General features: G+C 70.0%; 16 protein-coding genes. 8 read left to right on the forward strand and 8 right to left on the reverse strand.

Going from position 1 to position 15,713, the window contains the following annotated elements; genetic code table 11:
- Positions 1 to 47: 47 nt before the first annotated feature.
- From QSK25_RS34385 to QSK25_RS34405, 5 genes are all read right to left on the reverse strand, one after another.
- Positions 48 to 1,880 (reverse strand): diguanylate cyclase domain-containing protein, encoded by a 1,833-nt coding sequence (locus QSK25_RS34385; RefSeq protein ID WP_285644524.1) that lies wholly within the window; start codon positions 1,878 to 1,880, stop codon positions 48 to 50.
- Entirely contained in the window at positions 1,880 to 2,680 is an 801-nt protein-coding gene (locus QSK25_RS34390) for an SAM-dependent methyltransferase (RefSeq protein ID WP_285644525.1), read from the reverse strand. The genes QSK25_RS34385 and QSK25_RS34390 overlap by 1 nt, the downstream gene beginning before the upstream one ends.
- Before the next feature lie 100 nt (positions 2,681 to 2,780).
- Positions 2,781 to 3,224: a hypothetical protein gene (locus tag QSK25_RS34395; RefSeq protein WP_285644526.1), complete on the reverse strand. Its 444-nt coding sequence runs from the start codon at positions 3,222 to 3,224 to the stop codon at positions 2,781 to 2,783.
- Positions 3,202 to 3,819: an RNA polymerase sigma factor gene (locus QSK25_RS34400; RefSeq protein WP_285644527.1), complete on the reverse strand. Its 618-nt coding sequence runs from the start codon at positions 3,817 to 3,819 to the stop codon at positions 3,202 to 3,204. The genes QSK25_RS34395 and QSK25_RS34400 overlap by 23 nt, the downstream gene beginning before the upstream one ends.
- A gap of 54 nt (positions 3,820 to 3,873) precedes the next feature.
- Positions 3,874 to 4,770, reverse strand: coding sequence for a S8 family peptidase (locus QSK25_RS34405; protein WP_285644528.1), 897 nt, complete (start codon positions 4,768 to 4,770; stop codon positions 3,874 to 3,876).
- On the opposite strand from QSK25_RS34405, the gene QSK25_RS34410 reads away from it, so the two are divergent.
- The 4 genes from QSK25_RS34410 to QSK25_RS34425 all read left to right on the forward strand — a co-directional run bounded on the left by QSK25_RS34410 (position 4,732) and on the right by QSK25_RS34425 (position 8,836).
- Entirely contained in the window at positions 4,732 to 5,154 is a 423-nt protein-coding gene (locus QSK25_RS34410) for a hypothetical protein (RefSeq protein WP_285644529.1), read from the forward strand. The genes QSK25_RS34405 and QSK25_RS34410 overlap by 39 nt on opposite strands.
- The gene (locus QSK25_RS34415) at positions 5,151 to 7,739 is read left to right on the forward strand and encodes a CHAT domain-containing protein (protein WP_285644530.1); all 2,589 of its coding nucleotides are present in this window, start codon (positions 5,151 to 5,153) and stop codon (positions 7,737 to 7,739) included. Before QSK25_RS34410 ends, QSK25_RS34415 begins: the two co-directional genes overlap by 4 nt.
- Before the next feature lie 85 nt (positions 7,740 to 7,824).
- A complete protein-coding gene (locus QSK25_RS34420; RefSeq protein WP_285644531.1) occupies positions 7,825 to 8,658 on the forward strand; it encodes a helix-turn-helix domain-containing protein in 834 nt (277 codons plus the stop codon).
- A 10-nt stretch (positions 8,659 to 8,668) separates the two neighbouring features.
- Positions 8,669 to 8,836: a DUF397 domain-containing protein gene (locus tag QSK25_RS34425; protein WP_285644533.1), complete on the forward strand. Its 168-nt coding sequence runs from the start codon at positions 8,669 to 8,671 to the stop codon at positions 8,834 to 8,836.
- On the opposite strand, the gene QSK25_RS34430 is transcribed toward QSK25_RS34425, so the two are convergent.
- A complete protein-coding gene (locus QSK25_RS34430; protein WP_285644534.1) occupies positions 8,818 to 9,573 on the reverse strand; it encodes a hypothetical protein in 756 nt (251 codons plus the stop codon). The genes QSK25_RS34425 and QSK25_RS34430 overlap by 19 nt on opposite strands.
- Positions 9,574 to 9,644: 71 nt before the next feature.
- Here QSK25_RS34430 and QSK25_RS34435 point away from each other — a divergent pair, with 71 nt between their 5' ends.
- On the forward strand, positions 9,645 to 11,195 hold the full coding sequence (locus tag QSK25_RS34435; RefSeq protein ID WP_285644536.1) for an FAD-binding oxidoreductase: 1,551 nt from the start codon (positions 9,645 to 9,647) through the stop codon (positions 11,193 to 11,195).
- Here QSK25_RS34435 and QSK25_RS34440 read toward each other — a convergent pair.
- Positions 11,158 to 11,430 carry a YggT family protein gene (locus tag QSK25_RS34440; protein WP_285644537.1) on the reverse strand — a complete coding sequence of 91 codons (273 nt, stop codon included), beginning with the start codon at positions 11,428 to 11,430 and terminating at the stop codon, positions 11,158 to 11,160. The two genes, QSK25_RS34435 and QSK25_RS34440, sit on opposite strands and share 38 nt — an antisense overlap.
- A gap of 85 nt (positions 11,431 to 11,515) precedes the next feature.
- Here QSK25_RS34440 and QSK25_RS34445 point away from each other — a divergent pair, with 85 nt between their 5' ends.
- Positions 11,516 to 11,845 carry a TfoX/Sxy family protein gene (locus QSK25_RS34445; protein ID WP_285644538.1) on the forward strand — a complete coding sequence of 110 codons (330 nt, stop codon included), beginning with the start codon at positions 11,516 to 11,518 and terminating at the stop codon, positions 11,843 to 11,845.
- Entirely contained in the window at positions 11,842 to 12,693 is an 852-nt protein-coding gene (locus QSK25_RS34450) for a hypothetical protein (protein WP_285644540.1), read from the forward strand. Before QSK25_RS34445 ends, QSK25_RS34450 begins: the two co-directional genes overlap by 4 nt.
- On the opposite strand, the gene QSK25_RS34455 is transcribed toward QSK25_RS34450, so the two are convergent.
- Complete coding sequence (locus QSK25_RS34455; protein ID WP_285644542.1) at positions 12,675 to 13,205, reverse strand: RNA polymerase sigma factor; 531 nt, start codon at positions 13,203 to 13,205, stop codon at positions 12,675 to 12,677. The two genes, QSK25_RS34450 and QSK25_RS34455, sit on opposite strands and share 19 nt — an antisense overlap.
- A gap of 174 nt (positions 13,206 to 13,379) precedes the next feature.
- On the opposite strand from QSK25_RS34455, the gene QSK25_RS34460 reads away from it, so the two are divergent.
- The gene (locus tag QSK25_RS34460) at positions 13,380 to 15,704 is read left to right on the forward strand and encodes an immune inhibitor A domain-containing protein (protein ID WP_285644543.1); all 2,325 of its coding nucleotides are present in this window, start codon (positions 13,380 to 13,382) and stop codon (positions 15,702 to 15,704) included.
- The last annotated feature ends 9 nt before the right edge of the window (positions 15,705 to 15,713 follow it).

The raw sequence follows: 15,713 nt of genomic DNA on the forward strand, positions 1-15,713 counted from the left end.
GCCTGAAGCGCGTGGGCGGTCGTGGTCTTCCTGACGGCCACGGCCGCTCACCGCGTCACCACCAGGTCCGCGCCCAGGGCGCGCAGTTCGTCCGGGTCGCCCGGCCCGCCGATCACGTGCACCCCGGCCGAGCGCACCAGCGGTACCAGCAGGGCGAGTCCCTGCCGGGCCAGCCGTTCCGCCGGCGGACGGGCCAGCCGGACGCCCCAGATCGGATAACGATCCACAGTGGACAGCCCGGCGAACCCTCCGCCGAACTCGTGCAGCAGTACGTGCACGCCCATGTCGTGCAGCACCTCGAGGTTCTCCTCGCCGTCCGGCAGTGCCCGCACGTCCAGCGCCAGGAACAGCGACGAGGCCGGCAACGCGCAGGCCCGCAACGTCGACCGCACGTGCGCGGCGAGGTCCTGGTCACGCGACTGGTCGCGGGACAGCCTGATCAGCACCGGCTCGCCGCGCGAGCACGCGTCCTGCAGCACCATCCGGCCGACGCGACCGGCGAGGCCCAGCGCGTCCGCGTAGTCCGCCACCTCGTCGTGGCCGGACACGCCCCAGTGCAGTGAGGCCTCCACGAAGGCCAGGTCTCCCGAGGCCCACGACACCGGCGCGTACTCCACGGAGATCTCGCCGTTCTCGAAGGCGCCGGGCATCGCGGCGATCCGCGCGTACCTCTCCCGGCCGGCGACGTCGGCCTCGTGGTCGTAGAGAGCCCACTGCCGCTTGCCGCCGGCCTCGGCTCTGCGCAACGTCGAGTGCGCGCGCCGCAGCACCGCCGTCGGGTCGACGCCGGAGCCGGACGTGTGCACGAACCCGATCGACGTCGACACCGCGACACCGGCGCCCTGCAGGTACACCGGCTCGGAGAGTTCCTCGTCGATCGTCGCCGCCAGCGCCGCGACGTCGGGGGAGCCGTGGATGAGCACCACGAACTCGTCGCCGCCGACCCGTGCGACGACCGCGTCCGGCAGCACGACCCGCAGCCGGCGCGCCACCTCGACCAGCACGGCGTCACCCGCGACGTAGCCGAGGCCGTCGTTGACGATCGTGAGGCTGTCGACGTCCAGGTACGCGAGCGTGTGCGGTTCGCCGGTGGCGAGCGCGGACTCCAGCTTGTCGGTGAACGACGCCCGGTTCGGCAACCCGGTCAGCAGGTCGGTCAGCGACTGGTGCCGCAGCCACTCCTGGAGCATCCGCTGCTCGGTGACGTCCTCGATCAGCGCGACGTGGAACTTCGGCAGCCCGTCCGACCCGCGCAGCACGGACAGCACGACGTTGGCCCACACCGTGTCGCCGTTCTCCCGCGCGAGCTCCCACTCCCGCCGGTCGGTGTCCACAGAGGACTCCAGCATGCGCCGGCAGGCCGCCGCGAGCGCGGCCGCGTCGAGTTCGGCGAACAGTTCCTTGGGCATCTCCTCGTGACCGAGGATGGCCGCCAGCGCCTCGTTCGCCTCGACGACCGCGCCGTGCAGGTCGAAGATCGCGATGCCGACCGCCGTCGTAGCGAAGACCTGGGCGAACCGGGCCTCGCTGTCGTGCAGGTCGCGCTGCGCGTCCTCGACGGCCTTGAGCAGCGAGTCCCTGACCTTCTCCTGCTCGGCGAACAACTGGTCGCGCGTCGCCCGCACGTACCCGGACGCGAGCGCGCCGAGCACCTCGGGCCCGAACTCCGGACCGAGCACCTCGAGCGTGCGGCGCAACGAGTCGGGGCCGGTGAAACGCTTGCGCACCAACCATTCCCCGATGGCCACCGCCGCCTGCCCGGCACGCAGTCGGGCGGCGTGTTCGTCGAGGTGCTGCGTCAGCTTCCGCCGCGACATCGGCGAGTACGCGCTCTCGATCAGAACAGCCGCCCAGCGCTGTGCGAGGGGCGAAGAGGCCATCAGGGCTTGCGACCCACCGCGGCGTAGAGGTTCGCCTTCGACGGCTCGTCGCCGACGTCCTCGGGGGACTCGGGCCGCCACTCGGGCGTGAAGACGATGCCGGGCTCCACGATCTCGGTGCCCGCCAACATGTTCGCGACCTGCTCCTTGGTGCGCGGGGTGATCGGCTCCGCGGTCTTGGCGAAGATCTCCGCGCCGGCCGCCATGGCCGCCGGCATGCTGTCCGCGGTGAAGTGCGACAGCGCCAGGTACGAGCCGGAGGGGAGCGATTCCACGTAACGGGACAACACGCCCCAGGGGTCGTCCGAGTCGGGGATGAACTGCAGGACGCCGACGACGAGCAGCCCGATCGGCTGAGTGAAGTCGAGGTGTTCCCTTGCTTGCGCAACGACTTTCTCCGGCTCGCGCAGGTCGGCGAGCAACGCCGTCACGTTCGGCTCCTCGGAGAGCATCAGCTCCGCGTGCGTGATCGCGACCGGTTCGAAGTCGACGTAGACGACCTTCGAGTCCGGGGCGACCTCGTGCGCCACCTCGTGCACGTTGCCGACCGTCGGGATGCCCGACCCGAGGTCGAGGAACTGCCGGACGCCGAGCCCGGCCAGTTCCAGAACGGCCCGGCGCAGATAAGAACGGTTGAGCCGCGCCATCGCCCGCACGGGCAGGACCTTGATCAGAGCTTCCGCCGTCGCCCGATCCGCCTCGAAGTTGTGCCCGCCGCCGAGCAGGTAGTCGTAGATCCGGGCGGAACTCGGGACGTCGACGTTGACACCTTCCGGAACCCAGCTGACTCGACCGACCACAGCAGCACACCTCTCACGATGCGAATTCTGAGCGTCGACAACCCTACTGGCGGCAGGTGTGGGCCGAATGAGGGAATTCGGCCTTCACACGAATGGTGAGTCAGAGGATGAACCAATCGGTGCAGCCACTTGCGAACCGGAACCTCACCGGCCCTCGTGGCGCGACCCCCATCACGAACGACCCCAGTTCGTCCACCTCGGCCGTCTCGTGGTCGCCGTTCGGCGTCACGAGCGTGATCGGCCCGGAGGCGGGCACCAGCTGACCGGTCACCCCGGCCGCGGACACCTCGACCTGCAACATCACGCCGTCCGCGTCGAACACCAGCTGCCGCGCCGTGGCCGTGGAGCGCGCACGGGCGAACAACGTGTCGTCGAGAACGGAGTCGTACGACGTGATGAGCAGCAGCTCCTCGTCGATGGTCCGCCAGGTGAAGGCGGCCTTGGCAGCCTCCACGAACTCCGGCGGGACCTCCTCGGAAGGTGTGCTCAACGCGTCGCGCAAGGCGTCGAGCAGTACTTCGTCACTGTCCCAGTCGTGCCGCACCCAGCACACCTCCTCTCTTGGCCGGAGACCCCAGGAACGCCGAGAGCGCCGTGGTCTTCCGCAGTTTCTCCAGGCAACGTATCCGCGTCGGGCCGATGCTGCCGACCGGCATCGCGAGCTCTTCGCTCACGACCTGGTAGCTCGGCGGCGGATCGGTCATCAGCTTCGTCAGCAACCGCTTGCACTGGTCCGTGAGCTCGGCGAACCCGTCGCGCAACGCCTGCCGCCGTTCCACCGCCAGCAGGTCCGCCTCCACGTCCGCGTCCACCTGTTCCGACTCCAGCGCGTCCGATTCGGACAGCGGGTCGTACAGGTGCGTTCGCTGCTGCACGCGCAGCACGCGCAGGCACTCGTTGCGGGTGGTCGTCATGATCCAGCCGGGCAGCGCCTCCGGCTCGCGGAGCCGTCCGATCTGCTCCACGAGCCGCAGCCACAGCGTCTGGTTCACGTCGGCCGCATCCGAAGGGCGCAGCCGGTGCTTGTAGATCACCGACACCACCAGCGGCGTGTAACGGTCCACGATCTCGTTCCACGCCGACTGGTCGCCCTCGGCCGCCGCGCTCACGAGCGCGGCGATCGGGGATGCAGAGGTCACGTCGACTCCTTGCGGTCACAACTGGCGGAGGCCGAGGTTGCCTCGCAGATACAACTATTTGACAAAAACTCCGTAGCCGGCGTGGAAGACCGGCCCGGCGAGCAGCTTGTCACGCGCCTGACGTGCGTCGATGCCGTCCGCGACCATCGTGGCGGCGATCCGTCCGGTGACCAGGGGAGCGGCGAACGACGTGCCGTACCAGTACGCCCACAGCGCGAACGGCGTCGCCGAGGCCTCACCGGGCAGCTGCCACTCGCCCTTGAGGTAGGTCGAGGCGCGGTTGCCGACGGCGCAGGCGTCGACCCAGTGGCCCCAGTTCGAGTAGAACGCCGGGGCGAGCGAGCCGTCGCGTTCCTGCTGGGCGGCGGCGACGGCGGTGACCCCGCACAGCGCGGCGGGCCAGCTCGGCCGTTGCGTGCCCTGGTTGCCCGCGGAGGCGACCACGACGATGTCGTCCGGCAGCGCCTCGATCGTGCGGCGCAGCGGTTCGGACGCCACGTCGTCCTCGGTGAAGCAGCCCAGCGACAGGTTCAGGACGTTGACCTTCTTGCGGCCCAGTTCGGTGATCTTGCGGCAGATCCGCTCCTCGTCACCGAACCCGTTGGGGTCGAGGCCGACCTCCGGGTCGAACGTGACGCCGGGCGCCGCGTTCTGGATGACGCCCGCGACGAACGTGCCGTGCCCGCCCTGCAACGCGAAGTTGTCGCCACTCGCGTAGGCGGCGTCGACGTCGTCGGCCTCCTTGGCGTAGCGGCCGTCGAACCAGTCGGAGTGCTCGCTGCTCGCGCCCTGCGAGATGCCGGTGTCGATGATGCCGACCCGGACCTCCTTCAGGCGCTCGTCGAACTTCGGCGCCGCGACCGGGTCCGTCGGGTGTGGACGGTCGCCGGGGTTGCCCATGACCAGACCGCCGTGGCCGACGACCACGTGGTGCGGCTGCACGAGCGGCACGCGCTCGTTCGGCCAGTTCCGCTGGTCGCGCAGGAGGCGGACAATGCGCGGAATGTCCTCCGCGTTGTTCGGCAACGTCAATCGCGCCAAACCGGCGAATCCTTCGCCGGGCCGCGCGTCGATGTTGTTTTCGCGCAGCTTTTCGACCACGCGTTGTTGGTCCTCGGCTCCGACGAGCAACTGCCCCGGCCGATAAAGGAATTCACGCCCGCGTTCGGCGTGGAAGCTGATGTTCTTGTCCTCGGCGATGAGCTGCAGGAAAGCTCTTTGGTAAAGCTCCGCGCTTTCTGGCGTTTTCGACACCACGGCCTCACTAAAGCAGCGTTGACGGGCACCCCGACCGAGCTTGATCAAGCTACCACAGCGGATAAAGTGTTGCCGTGACCGACTTTTCCGCCGAGGACGCGCTGGAGGCCAGGCAGCGCAACCCGCGCGCCGCCGTGGAGATGGCGCGCGCGGTGCTCCGCTCGACGGAAGATCGCTCGGAATCCTCGATCGCGGAGCGCGCGATCGGCCTCGCGCTGCGCGAGCTGCACGACTTCCCCGGCGCGGCCCGGCACCTGCGCCGCTCGATCCGCATCGCGTCCGAGGCCTCGTTGCCCCGGCTGGCCGCGCTGGCGCAGATGAGCCTCGCGTGGGTGCTCGCCTACACGGGCAAGCAGAAGGCCGCGCTGACGTTGCTCGACGACGCGATGCCGGAATTGTCCGGTGCCGACTCGGTGGCGGCGTTGATGCAACGCGGCGTCGTCTTCCACTACCTGACCCGGTACGACGATGCGCAGCGCGACTACACCGCGGCCATCGCCGGCGCCCGCCGCGTGGGTGACCAACTGGTCGAAGCGCGCGCTCTCAACAACCGCGGGCTCGTGCGCGCGTACGTCGGCAACATGCGCGAGGCGTCGGCCGACTTCTCGCTGGCCGCCTCGTTGCTGGGGGAGCTGGGGCAGGAGCTCGGCGTCGCCGACGTCAACTGGAACGCGGGCATCATGGCCACGCGCGGCGGTGACGTGCCGGCCGCGCTGTCGCTGTTCGACCAGGCCGAGGAGGTCTACCGCCGCCTCGACGTCATGCGCCCGGTGCTGCTGGTGAACCGCCTCGAACTGCTGGTCTCGGTGCCGCTGCTGGACGAGGCCCGCGCCGCCGCCGACCGCGCGATCGTCGAGCTGAAGGACCTGAAGAACCCCCTGGGCGTCTCGGAGGCGCTGTACTTCCGCGCCCGCATCGCCCTGCTGGACGACGATCCGGACGCCGCCAACGCGTTCGCGGCCGAGGCGCGCCGCCGGTTCCGCCGCGAGCAACGCCTGCTGTGGGCCGCCGGTGCGCGGTACCTGGAACTGCACGCCGCCGTGCTGCGCGGTGACCGGTCCCGGCCGTTGCGCCTCGCGTTGTCCCGGGTCTCCGCCGAGCTGGACGCGATGGACTGGCGGCTGCCCGCCCTGGAAGCCCGCATCGACGCCGGTCTGGTCGCCGCCGACCTCGGGCACCGCGCCCGTGCGGTGTCCGAGCTCTCCGTCGCGGCTGCCGCCCGGCTGCGCGGCCCGGCGGGGCTGCGGGTGCGCGGCTGGTACGCGGAAGCGTTGCGCCGCAAGCTCTGCGGTGACGTCCGGGGCACGTCGTCCGCGCTGCGCCGCGGTATCGGGCTGCTCGACGAGTACCGGGTGTCGCTGGGGGCGGCCGAGTTGCGCGCCTCCGCAGGGGTGCAGGGGCAGGCGCTGGCGGCGGAGGGGCTGGCGCTGGCGATGGCGTCGGGCAGTGCGTCCCGCGTGTTGTCCTGGACCGAGAGCTGGCGGGCGGGCGCGTTGCGGATGAAGTCGGTCTCGCCGCCGGACGATCCCCGCCTCGAGGACGCCCTCGCGTCGTTGCGCGCGGTCTCCGCCGACGTGGAGTCCGCCGTGCTGGCCGGGAAACCGGCCGGGTCGCTGCGCGCCAAGCTGGTGCGCGCCGAGCAACGCGTCCGCGACCTCACCCGCCAGGTGTCCGGCGAGGTCTCGGTCTTCAAGCCGCCGTCGGTCGCGTCGCTGGCCGCCGCGCTGGGATCGTCGGCCCTGATCGAGTTCGTCGAGCACGACGGCGCGCTGCTGGCCGTGGTGCTGGCGGACGGCCGGGCCACGTTGCACCCGCTGGGCCCGGTGGACGGCGTGGTCCGCGAGATCCGCCTGCTCCGCTTCGCCCTGCACCGCCTGGTGACCCTGCCGCCGAACCTGCCGAACCTGGCCGTGGCGCGGTCGTCCGCGTCCCACGCCGCTGCCCTGTTGGCCCGCCGCCTGCTGGAACCCCTGGCCGCGCGCATCGACGGCAGGCCGCTGGTGGTCGTGCCGACCGGTGCCCTGAACGGCCTGCCGTGGGCCGTGCTGAACCGCCAGGTGACGGTCGCGCCGTCCGCCTCCGTCTGGCTGCGCGCCTGGTCGGTCCCGGACGCCGCGGGCGAGGCCGTGCTCGCCGCCGGGCCGCGGATGGCCGCCGCCCCCACCGAGATCAAGGCCATCAGCGCCCACGTCGCGGGCCGCGTCCTGGTCGACGCCGAGGCCACCGTGAGCGCCGTCGCGTCCTCAATGGACGGTGCCGCGCTGGCCCACATCGCCGCGCACGGCTCGTTCCGCGTGGACAACCCGCTGTTCTCCGCGCTGGAACTGGCCGACGGCCCGCTGACCGTCTACGACATCGAACGCCTGCGCCGCCCGCCGACGCGGGTCGTGCTGTCGGCGTGCGACACGGGCCAGTCGGCCGTGCGCCCCGGCGACGAGCTGATGGGCTTCACCGCCGCGCTGCTGAGCCTCGGCACCCGGACGTTGATCGCGCCCGTGGTGCCGGTGCCGACCGACGGCACGGCCCCGGTGATGGTGGAGCTGCACCAGAAACTCGCCGCCGGCACGGCCCCGGCCGAAGCGCTGGCCGCTGTGCAACGGGCTGCTTCGGATGACGCCGCTTATGCCGCGGCAGTGGGGTTCGTCTGCTTCGGCGCGGGGTGATGGAGACCCTCCAACGGCCATCTCTTCGGTTGGACTTGGCCCCGAACGGTGTCTGGCCGGGTGGAACCGGCCCTACTTTCCTGACATGCCAGTACGAGCCTCCACGGTGCGCGGCCGCGAGTTCGCCGCGCTCGTCCGCGCGGCGGTCGATTCGACGGGGATGTCGCACCGCGCCGTAGCCGAAGTGTTGGGGTGGGATCCGCAGAAGCTCTCGGACCTGCTCGCCGGGAAGGGAGGGGTCACCGAGGTCGACTTCGCCCGGTTGCTCGGCCTGTGCCGGGTGACGGAAGAGGACTTCGACCACCTCATGGCCCTGTTCAAGGTGTCCAGGGAGAAGGGCTGGTGGCAGTTCTACGGCGCGGACCTGCCGATGCAGCTGCGCACGCTCTTCGAGCACGAGGACGTCGCGAAGGAGATCGTGAGCTGGCACCTGTCGCTGGTTCCGGGCCTGCTCCAGCTCCCCGACTACATGCGACCGCTGATCGAGCAGTGGCCCACGATCAAGAAGCCCGAGCAGGTCGAGCAGCGGCTGAAGGTCCGCGTCGACCGGCAGAGGGTGCTGGAAGGAGGCCGGAGCTTCACCTTCTACGTGCACGAGCAGGCGTTGCGGCTGCCCGTCGGCGGTGAGTCGGTGTGGCGCGACCAGTTGCACCACCTGCTGCGGATGTCCGTGCGGCCCTACATCCACCTCCGGGTCGTGCCCACCGCGATCGGCGCGCACCCCGGCACGATGGGTGAGTTCAAGATGATGAAGTTCCACAAGCTGGAGCCCATCGTCTACCTGGAGACGAACAACTCCTGCATCTTCCTGGAGGACAAGGCGACCTTCGCCCTCTACACGTCCATCCTCACGGCCCTCGATGGCGTGGCCCTGGATGAGGAACAATCGAGGAGGTTGATCACCGACATCGTCTCCTGAGGAGGCCACTGTGTGGCGCAAGAGCAGCTACAGCCCCGACGGCGACAACTGCGTGGAGATCGGCGCGGGGATCGGTGTCCGGGACAGCAAGGCTCCTGCGGCGCACATCGCGTTGTCGGCACGGGCGTGGGAGGCGTTCCTCGACTCGGCCAAGGGGGATCACTTCGGCGGCCGGTGAGTGGTCAGCGGGACTTCGGGGACGCAGGGCAACGTGTCCCGTCCCTCGCGCGGGGGCGGCTGGAACCGCACGGTGATGATGCCGTTCGCGAAGCGGGTGCCTTCGAGGCACCTGCCGCGCTTGGCGTCGGCGGTGATGCCGACGTCGCCGTCCTTCACGCTCACGTAGAGCCTGGGGGCGCGCCACGGCCTGCCGGTCTTCTCGTCCACCGGCAGCGGCGGGAACTTCGCCCTCAGCGCCCCCAGCACCTCGTCGGCCGTGGTCGCGGGTGGTAGTCCCGCCAGCACCGTCCTGAAGGCGTCCTCGTAGCCGTTCGGGATGTCGAGGGGGCTGACGTCGGCCGGGCAGTCGATGCGGTCGGGGCCGTCGGTGAGGCCGACGCGGTTGAACGCCATGCGGTAGCAGGCCGTGACGGGTGGCTGTGCGCCGAAGGTGCTTTGGTGGCCGGGCATGTCGATGCGGAGGACCAGCCGCGCGTGGGGTTTGCGCCGGTCGGCGCCGTCACCGAGGTCGTCGTACTCGATGACCTCCCCGCCGCCGCATTCGCCGTGGTAATTGTGCGCGCGGTCCACGAACTCGGCCGCCGTTTCCGGCACCGGGAACGCGCTGATGCACCAGGCGGTGTGCTTGGCGCTCGCGTCGGTCGACGAGGTACCGGGCGGGCGCGTGCCGAAGTAGGCGACCGATCCCGCGATGATCACCAGAGCCAGCAAAGCCGCGATCCCCCAGGGCTTCATGCGTGGTGACGGTAGTGCGTCTTCACGCGAGGCATTCCAGAACTCGCACGTTTCGCTTATGGTTGCTCGCCATGACAACGAGGTCGTGGTGGGGCTGGGGCACCGTCGAGGACGCCGTCACCCCGGAGGAACGTCGTGCGCTGGTCGAGCGGGTGCGGGCGGTGTTGCCGGACGCCGATCTGACGTTCCACGAGCCGCCCGATCCCGCCTCGCTCGACGTACCGGAGTCACGCGTCGAGCCGTCCGCGCTGTTCTCGACCGATCCCGTCGACCGGCTCGCGCACGCCCGCGGCCAGGCCTACCGCGACGTCACGCGCAACCTCGCCGGGGACGTCGGTCCGGTGCCCGATGCCGTGGCGCGGCCGCGCACCGAGCAGGACGTCGTGGACGTGCTGGACTGGTGTGCTTCGCGGGATGTCGCGGTGATTCCCTTCGGTGGCGGCACTTCCGTGGTCGGTGGTGTCGAACCTCGTGACCTGGACCGGGTCGTGACGCTCGATCTCGGGCACCTCGACCGGGTGCTGGAGGTCGACCCGGTCAGCCGGGCGGCGCGGGTCCAGGCCGGAGTGCTCGGGCCGGCGCTGGAGGCGCAGCTCAAGCCATTCGGCCTGACCCTGCGGCACTTCCCGCAGTCGTTCGAGTTCTCGACCCTCGGCGGCTGGCTCGCCACCCGTGCCGGCGGCCACTACGCCACGCTCTACACGCACATCGACGACCTGACCGAGTCGCTCAGGGTCGTGACGCCGCAGGGGATCTCGGAGTCGCGCCGGCTGCCGGGCTCGGGGGCGGGGCCGTCGCCGGACCGGCTGTTCCTGGGTTCCGAAGGCACGCTGGGCGTGATCACCGAGGCGTGGATGCGGTTGCAGGCGCCGCCGGTGCACCGCGCTTCCGCCTCGGTGCGGTTCGCCTCGTGGGAACGGGCTGTGGAGGCGACGCGGCTGATCGCCCAGTCCGGGCTCAACCCGGCCAACTGCCGTCTGCTGGACCCCGCCGAGGCGTTCCTCAACGCGGGCTCGCCGCACTCCGTGCTGGTGCTGGCGTTCGAGTCGGCCGACCACCCCGTCGACGGGCTCTTGGCGCGGGCACTGGAGCTGTGCGGTGACGGCGAGGTCGTCGAGGGTGCTGCCGGACGGTGGCGGAAGTCGTTCCTGCGCATGCCCTACCAGCGTGACGCGATGACGCAGCACGGGATGATCACCGAGACGTTCGAGACGGCCTGCACCTGGGACCGGTTTCCAGGCCTGCACGCGGCCGTCGTCGAGGCGGCCACCAGGGCGTTGCGGGAGGTGTGCGGCGTCGGCGTCGTCACGTGCCGCTTCACCCACGTCTACCCGGACGGTCCCGCGCCCTACTACGGCGTCTACGCGCCCGGCCGGTGGGGCAGCCTCACCGCGCAGTGGGACGAGATCAAGGCGGCGGTCTCCGAGGCGTTGATCGGCTCCGGCGGCACGATCACGCACCACCACGCCGTCGGCCGCGACCACATGCCCTGGTACGCGCGCCAACGGCCGGACGTCTTCCACGCGGCCCTGTCCGGGGCCAAGGCCGCGCTCGACCCTCAGGGCCTGCTCAACCCCGGCGTCCTCACCACACGATCGACCGCAGGATCAACGCCGCGATGAACACGACGGTGAACGCCAGGTCCAGCCCGAACCCGCCGAACCGCACGGGCGGCAGCACCTTGCGCACCGGCGCGAGCACGGGCTCGGTGATGCCGTGCGTCACCCGCCGCACCTTCCACACCCAGTCGCCGCGCGCCTGCAGCGTGACCGCCCAGTCCACGATCATCCGGCCGATCATCACGAGGATGAACAGCGTCAACACCCAGCCGACGATCCAGCCGATCAAGCCGAACAACTCGGGCCTCCCTTTGTCCTGTATGTCCATGAAGCCACACGAAACTGAGAGGCGCCTGGCAACTCGCTGAGACAACATTCAGCACATGGCGTACGACGAGGGCCTCGCCCACCGTCTCGGCGAGTCGCTCGGCGACCTCCCGGACCTCAGCACACGGAAGATGTTCGGCACCCTCGTCTTCCTGTGGAGGGGAAACATGCTGGTAGGAGCGTTGGGGTCGGATCTGCTGGCCCGCGTCGGGCCCGAGGCACAGGAAGAGGCGCTGGGGTTGCCGGGCACCCGCGTGTTCGACTTCACCGGCAAGCCGATGAGGGGCTGGGTCGTCGTCGACGGCGAGGCGATCTCGGAGGACGAGGCCCTCGACTCGTGGCTCGCACGCTGCCGCGACTTCGTGGAAGCGCTGCCGCCGAAGTGATCGACGAGGTTCGCGCGGCGCTGGCCGGCTACGGCCCGCTGCGCGAGGTCGAGGTGCCCGGCGGTGTCGTGTTCGAGTGGGACGGCGACGCGGTGGCGAGCGTCCAGAACGGCGTCGCGCGCGTCCGCGTCGAGGGCGGCTGGGCAACGGTGACGGGGGACGTGGAGGCCGCGGTCCTGCTCGCCTGCCGGGTGGTGCTCGCGGAATGCGTCGAGGGCTGGCACGAGGAGATCTGGGCGCTTGGCCCCGGCGCGCACCAGGCGTTGCTGGCGCTCGTCCGGCACGACCCGGACCGCGAGCAACTGCAACGACTCCTGCTCGACCTCACCCGCCGACCGGAACTGCGGCAGCTCGCCGTCACGTGCCTCGGCCACGTGGGCAGGATCGACCGTGCCGTGCTGCCCGAGGTGGTGCCGCGCCTGGAGGAACTCCTCGACGACCCCGACCTGCGCGGGGTGGCGGAGGACGCGCTGGGTGACGTCGAGTCGGCCATCCACCCGTTCACGTTGTGGCGCAGGCATTCCGTGCCGTGGGTGGTCATCGCCCCGCCCGGCGACGCCGAGGTCGCCCGGCAGTGCGCGCTGGTCGAGGCACCCGACGAGGTGGTCGTGATCCCGCACGGCGAGGCGCTGCCGTCGTTGTACGAGTACGTGCGCGGGCTCTGCGAGCGGGTGGTCGAGCGGACGCACACGGTCGACGAGGACGGCTGCCGCCTGTCCGATCCCGCGAAACCCGGCCTGCACTTCGTCCTCGAGCACGACGGCGACATCGCGGCCCTCCAGCCGCTGCTGGAGCACGAGGAGGACCAGACCGCCGTGGTAGAGGGCCGCTACCTGCTGGTCTGGTGACCCGCGACCACGGCACGAAGCCTGCTCAACGCGCGCATGCGGTTCCGTTGCACGGTCCCTTTGTGCACGCCCAACAGTTGCGACGCCTCCGTCAGGCTGTGGCCGGCGATGTCGACCAACAACAGGGTCGTGGCCTGTGTGCTCGTCAGGTGCGCCAAGAGCTCGGCGACGAACTGCCGTCCTTCGAACCCGGCGTCGTACGAGCCGGGTTCGACGTCCTCGCGCAGCACCTGGCGCCGTTCGGCCCGCCAGCCGCTGCGCGCGAGGTTCACCGCGGCGGTGAGGGCGTAGCCGTACGGGTTCGGGTGCGCGAGCAGGACCCGTTGCCGCGACGGTGAACTCCTGAACCTGACGTAGACCTCCTGCACCACGTCCTCGGCCCGGTCGCCCGCGAGCTGGGCGGTCCGCCTCAGCAGGCGTGGCAACAACTCCACGAACAGCGCGTCGAAATCGGTGTTGCTGTGCACGAACTTCCTCCAGTTGGTCGCCGCGGCACTGACCCCCTTCGCCACTGCCGCGAGCCACAACTGGATCGACGTCGACGTTAGCGCGGACCGGCCGCGCGAAACCACCTGCGAAAGCAGTCATGCGATCCCGGCTTGTCCCATTTCTCCCGACCATCGGACGTGTCGAGGCGCAGATCCCGAACGTAGGTTCCCCACGGGATTCCTAGGAGGGGAACACAAGTGCGAAGAGTTCTGGCGGGAGCAGCGGCGCTCGCGCTCATCAGCGCCGGCATGGTCACACCGGCCACCGCGACGCCGCCCGTGCAGCCCGAACTGCAGGAGACTCGGCAGTCCGACGAGCAGCCGCACGAGCTGGAGGTGAAGCGCCGCGCGTTGAAGCAGCAGGCGCTCGCCGACGTGCTGACCGGTCAGGCCAAGACCGAGAAGCGGGGGACCAGCACCGTCGCGAAGGTCGGCAAGAAGAAGGACAAGGACCAGTACGTCGAGCTCAAGCGGGAGAAGACCGACAAGATCTTCGTGATCCTCACGGAGTTCGGCGACGAGCGGCACCCCGACTACCCCGACCGCGACACGAACCCCGCCACACCGGGGCCGCAGCGGTTCGACGGGCCGACGCACAACCAGATCCCGGAGCCGAACCGGGCCGTCGACAACACGACGATCTGGCGTCCCGACTTCAGCCAGAAGTACTTCCAGGACCTCTACTTCAGCCGCAAGAAGGACGCGAACTCCGTCGCGAACTTCTACGACAAGCAGTCGTCCGGCCGCTACACCGTCAACGGTCTCGTCACGGACTGGGTGAAGGTCAGGTACAACGAGGCGCGGTACGGCCGCAGCAACGGCTTCCCCTGCAACGACAACATCTGCAACAACTCGCGTGAGCTCATCAAGGACGCGGTGACGCAGTGGGTCGCCGACCAGAAGGCCGCCGGCAGGACCGACGCGCAGATCAAGGCGACGCTGTCCGAGTACGACGTCTGGGACCGTTACGACTACGACGGTGACGGCGACTTCAACGAGCCCGACGGCTACATCGACCACTTCCAGATCGTGCACGCGGGTGGCGACCAGGCCGACGGCGACCCGTTGCAGGGCGAGGACGCCCTGTGGAGCCACCGCGGCTACGCGTTCAAGAACTACACGACCGGTCCCGGCACCAACAAGCTCGGCGGCGCGCAGATCGGGGACACCGGCCTCTGGGTCGGCGACTACACCGTGCAGCCCGAGAACGGCGGCGTGAGCGTCTTCGCGCACGAGTTCGGCCACGACCTCGGCCTGCCGGACCACTACGACACCAACGGCGGCACGAACGGCGTCAACTGGTGGTCGATCATGGCGCAGAACCGGGTCAACGCGCCCGGTGAGGCTCCCGGCGAGCGCGCCAACGAGTTCTCCGCGTGGGACAAGCTCCAGCTCGGCTGGCTCGACTACGAGGTCGCCGTCGCCGGCCAGGAACGCGTCTTCGAACTCGGCCCGCACGAGTACAACAGCGCCAAGGCCCAGGGCCTCGTCGTCGTGCTGCCCGACATCTCGAAGGACTTCGACTACGGCGCCCCGTTCGCGGGCGGCAAGATGTGGTGGAGCGAGAAGGGCAACGACCTCGACCACTCCATGACCGCGCCTCTCGACCTGCGCGGCAAGACCACCGCGTCGCTGACGTTGAAGGCGCGGTTCGACATCGAGGCCGACTACGACTACCTCTACGTCGAAGCGTCCAACGAGGACGGCAGCTGGACCCAGCTCGACGGCACCGCCGGCGGCGTCCCGTTCGCCCGCGACTCCGGCGACTCGCCCGCGATCTCCAGCTCGTCCGGTGGCCAGTGGGTCGACGTGAACGTCGACCTGGCCGCGTACGCCGGCAAGAACACCAAGCTGCGCTTCGCCTACCGCACCGACGGCGCACTGGCGTTGCAGGGCTTCTTCGCCGACCAGATCGTGGTGACCGCCGACGGCACGCCGGTGCTGACCGACGGCGGCGAGACCGCGGGCGTGTGGACCACGCGCGGCTTCCGCACCACCGCCGGCAAGGAGACGAAGACGTTCGACCAGTTCTACATCGCGTCGAACCGCACGTACGAGTCGTACGGCAAGTACAACCAGACCGGCCCGTACCGCTACAGCTTCCCGGACAAGCCCGACTTCGTGGAGCACTTCCCGTACCAGGACGGCCTGCTGGTGTCGTTGTGGAACACCTCGTTCCTCGACAACAACGTCAGCGAGCACCCCGGTGAGGGCCTGATCCTGCCGATCGACGCCAACCCGGCCCCGCTGTACAACCTCGAGGGTCAGCGCTGGTCGCCGACCGTCAGCGGCTACGACGCGCCGTTCGGCCTGCAGAAGTCGGACTCCTTCACGTTGCACGTCAACGGCAAGGCGTCCTACGTCCGCGGTGCGGCGGCCCAGCCGACGTTCGACGACACCAAGCAGTTCTGGTACGCCGAGCAGCCGAACGCGGGCGTGAAGCTGCCCGCCGTGGGTGTTGGGCTGCGCGTTGTGCGGCAGTCCGGCACTTCAATGACGGTGAAGTTGTTCAAGACCAAGTAGCTTGCTCTG

This window comes from Lentzea sp. NBRC 102530 (assembly GCF_030269365.1).
Lineage (GTDB): Bacteria > Actinomycetota > Actinomycetes > Mycobacteriales > Pseudonocardiaceae > Lentzea.

Excerpts from the sequence above, each read along its gene's own strand:
- QSK25_RS34420 (WP_285644531.1), top strand. The coding sequence starts at position 7,825 with ATGCCAGTACGAGCCTCCACGGTGCGCGGCCGCGAGTTCGCCGCGCTC.
- QSK25_RS34435 (WP_285644536.1), top strand. The coding sequence starts at position 9,645 with ATGACAACGAGGTCGTGGTGGGGCTGGGGCACCGTCGAGGACGCCGTC.
- QSK25_RS34445 (WP_285644538.1), top strand. The coding sequence starts at position 11,516 with ATGGCGTACGACGAGGGCCTCGCCCACCGTCTCGGCGAGTCGCTCGGC.
- QSK25_RS34430 (WP_285644534.1), bottom strand. The coding sequence starts at position 9,573 with ATGAAGCCCTGGGGGATCGCGGCTTTGCTGGCTCTGGTGATCATCGCG.
- QSK25_RS34385 (WP_285644524.1), bottom strand. The coding sequence starts at position 1,880 with ATGGCCTCTTCGCCCCTCGCACAGCGCTGGGCGGCTGTTCTGATCGAG.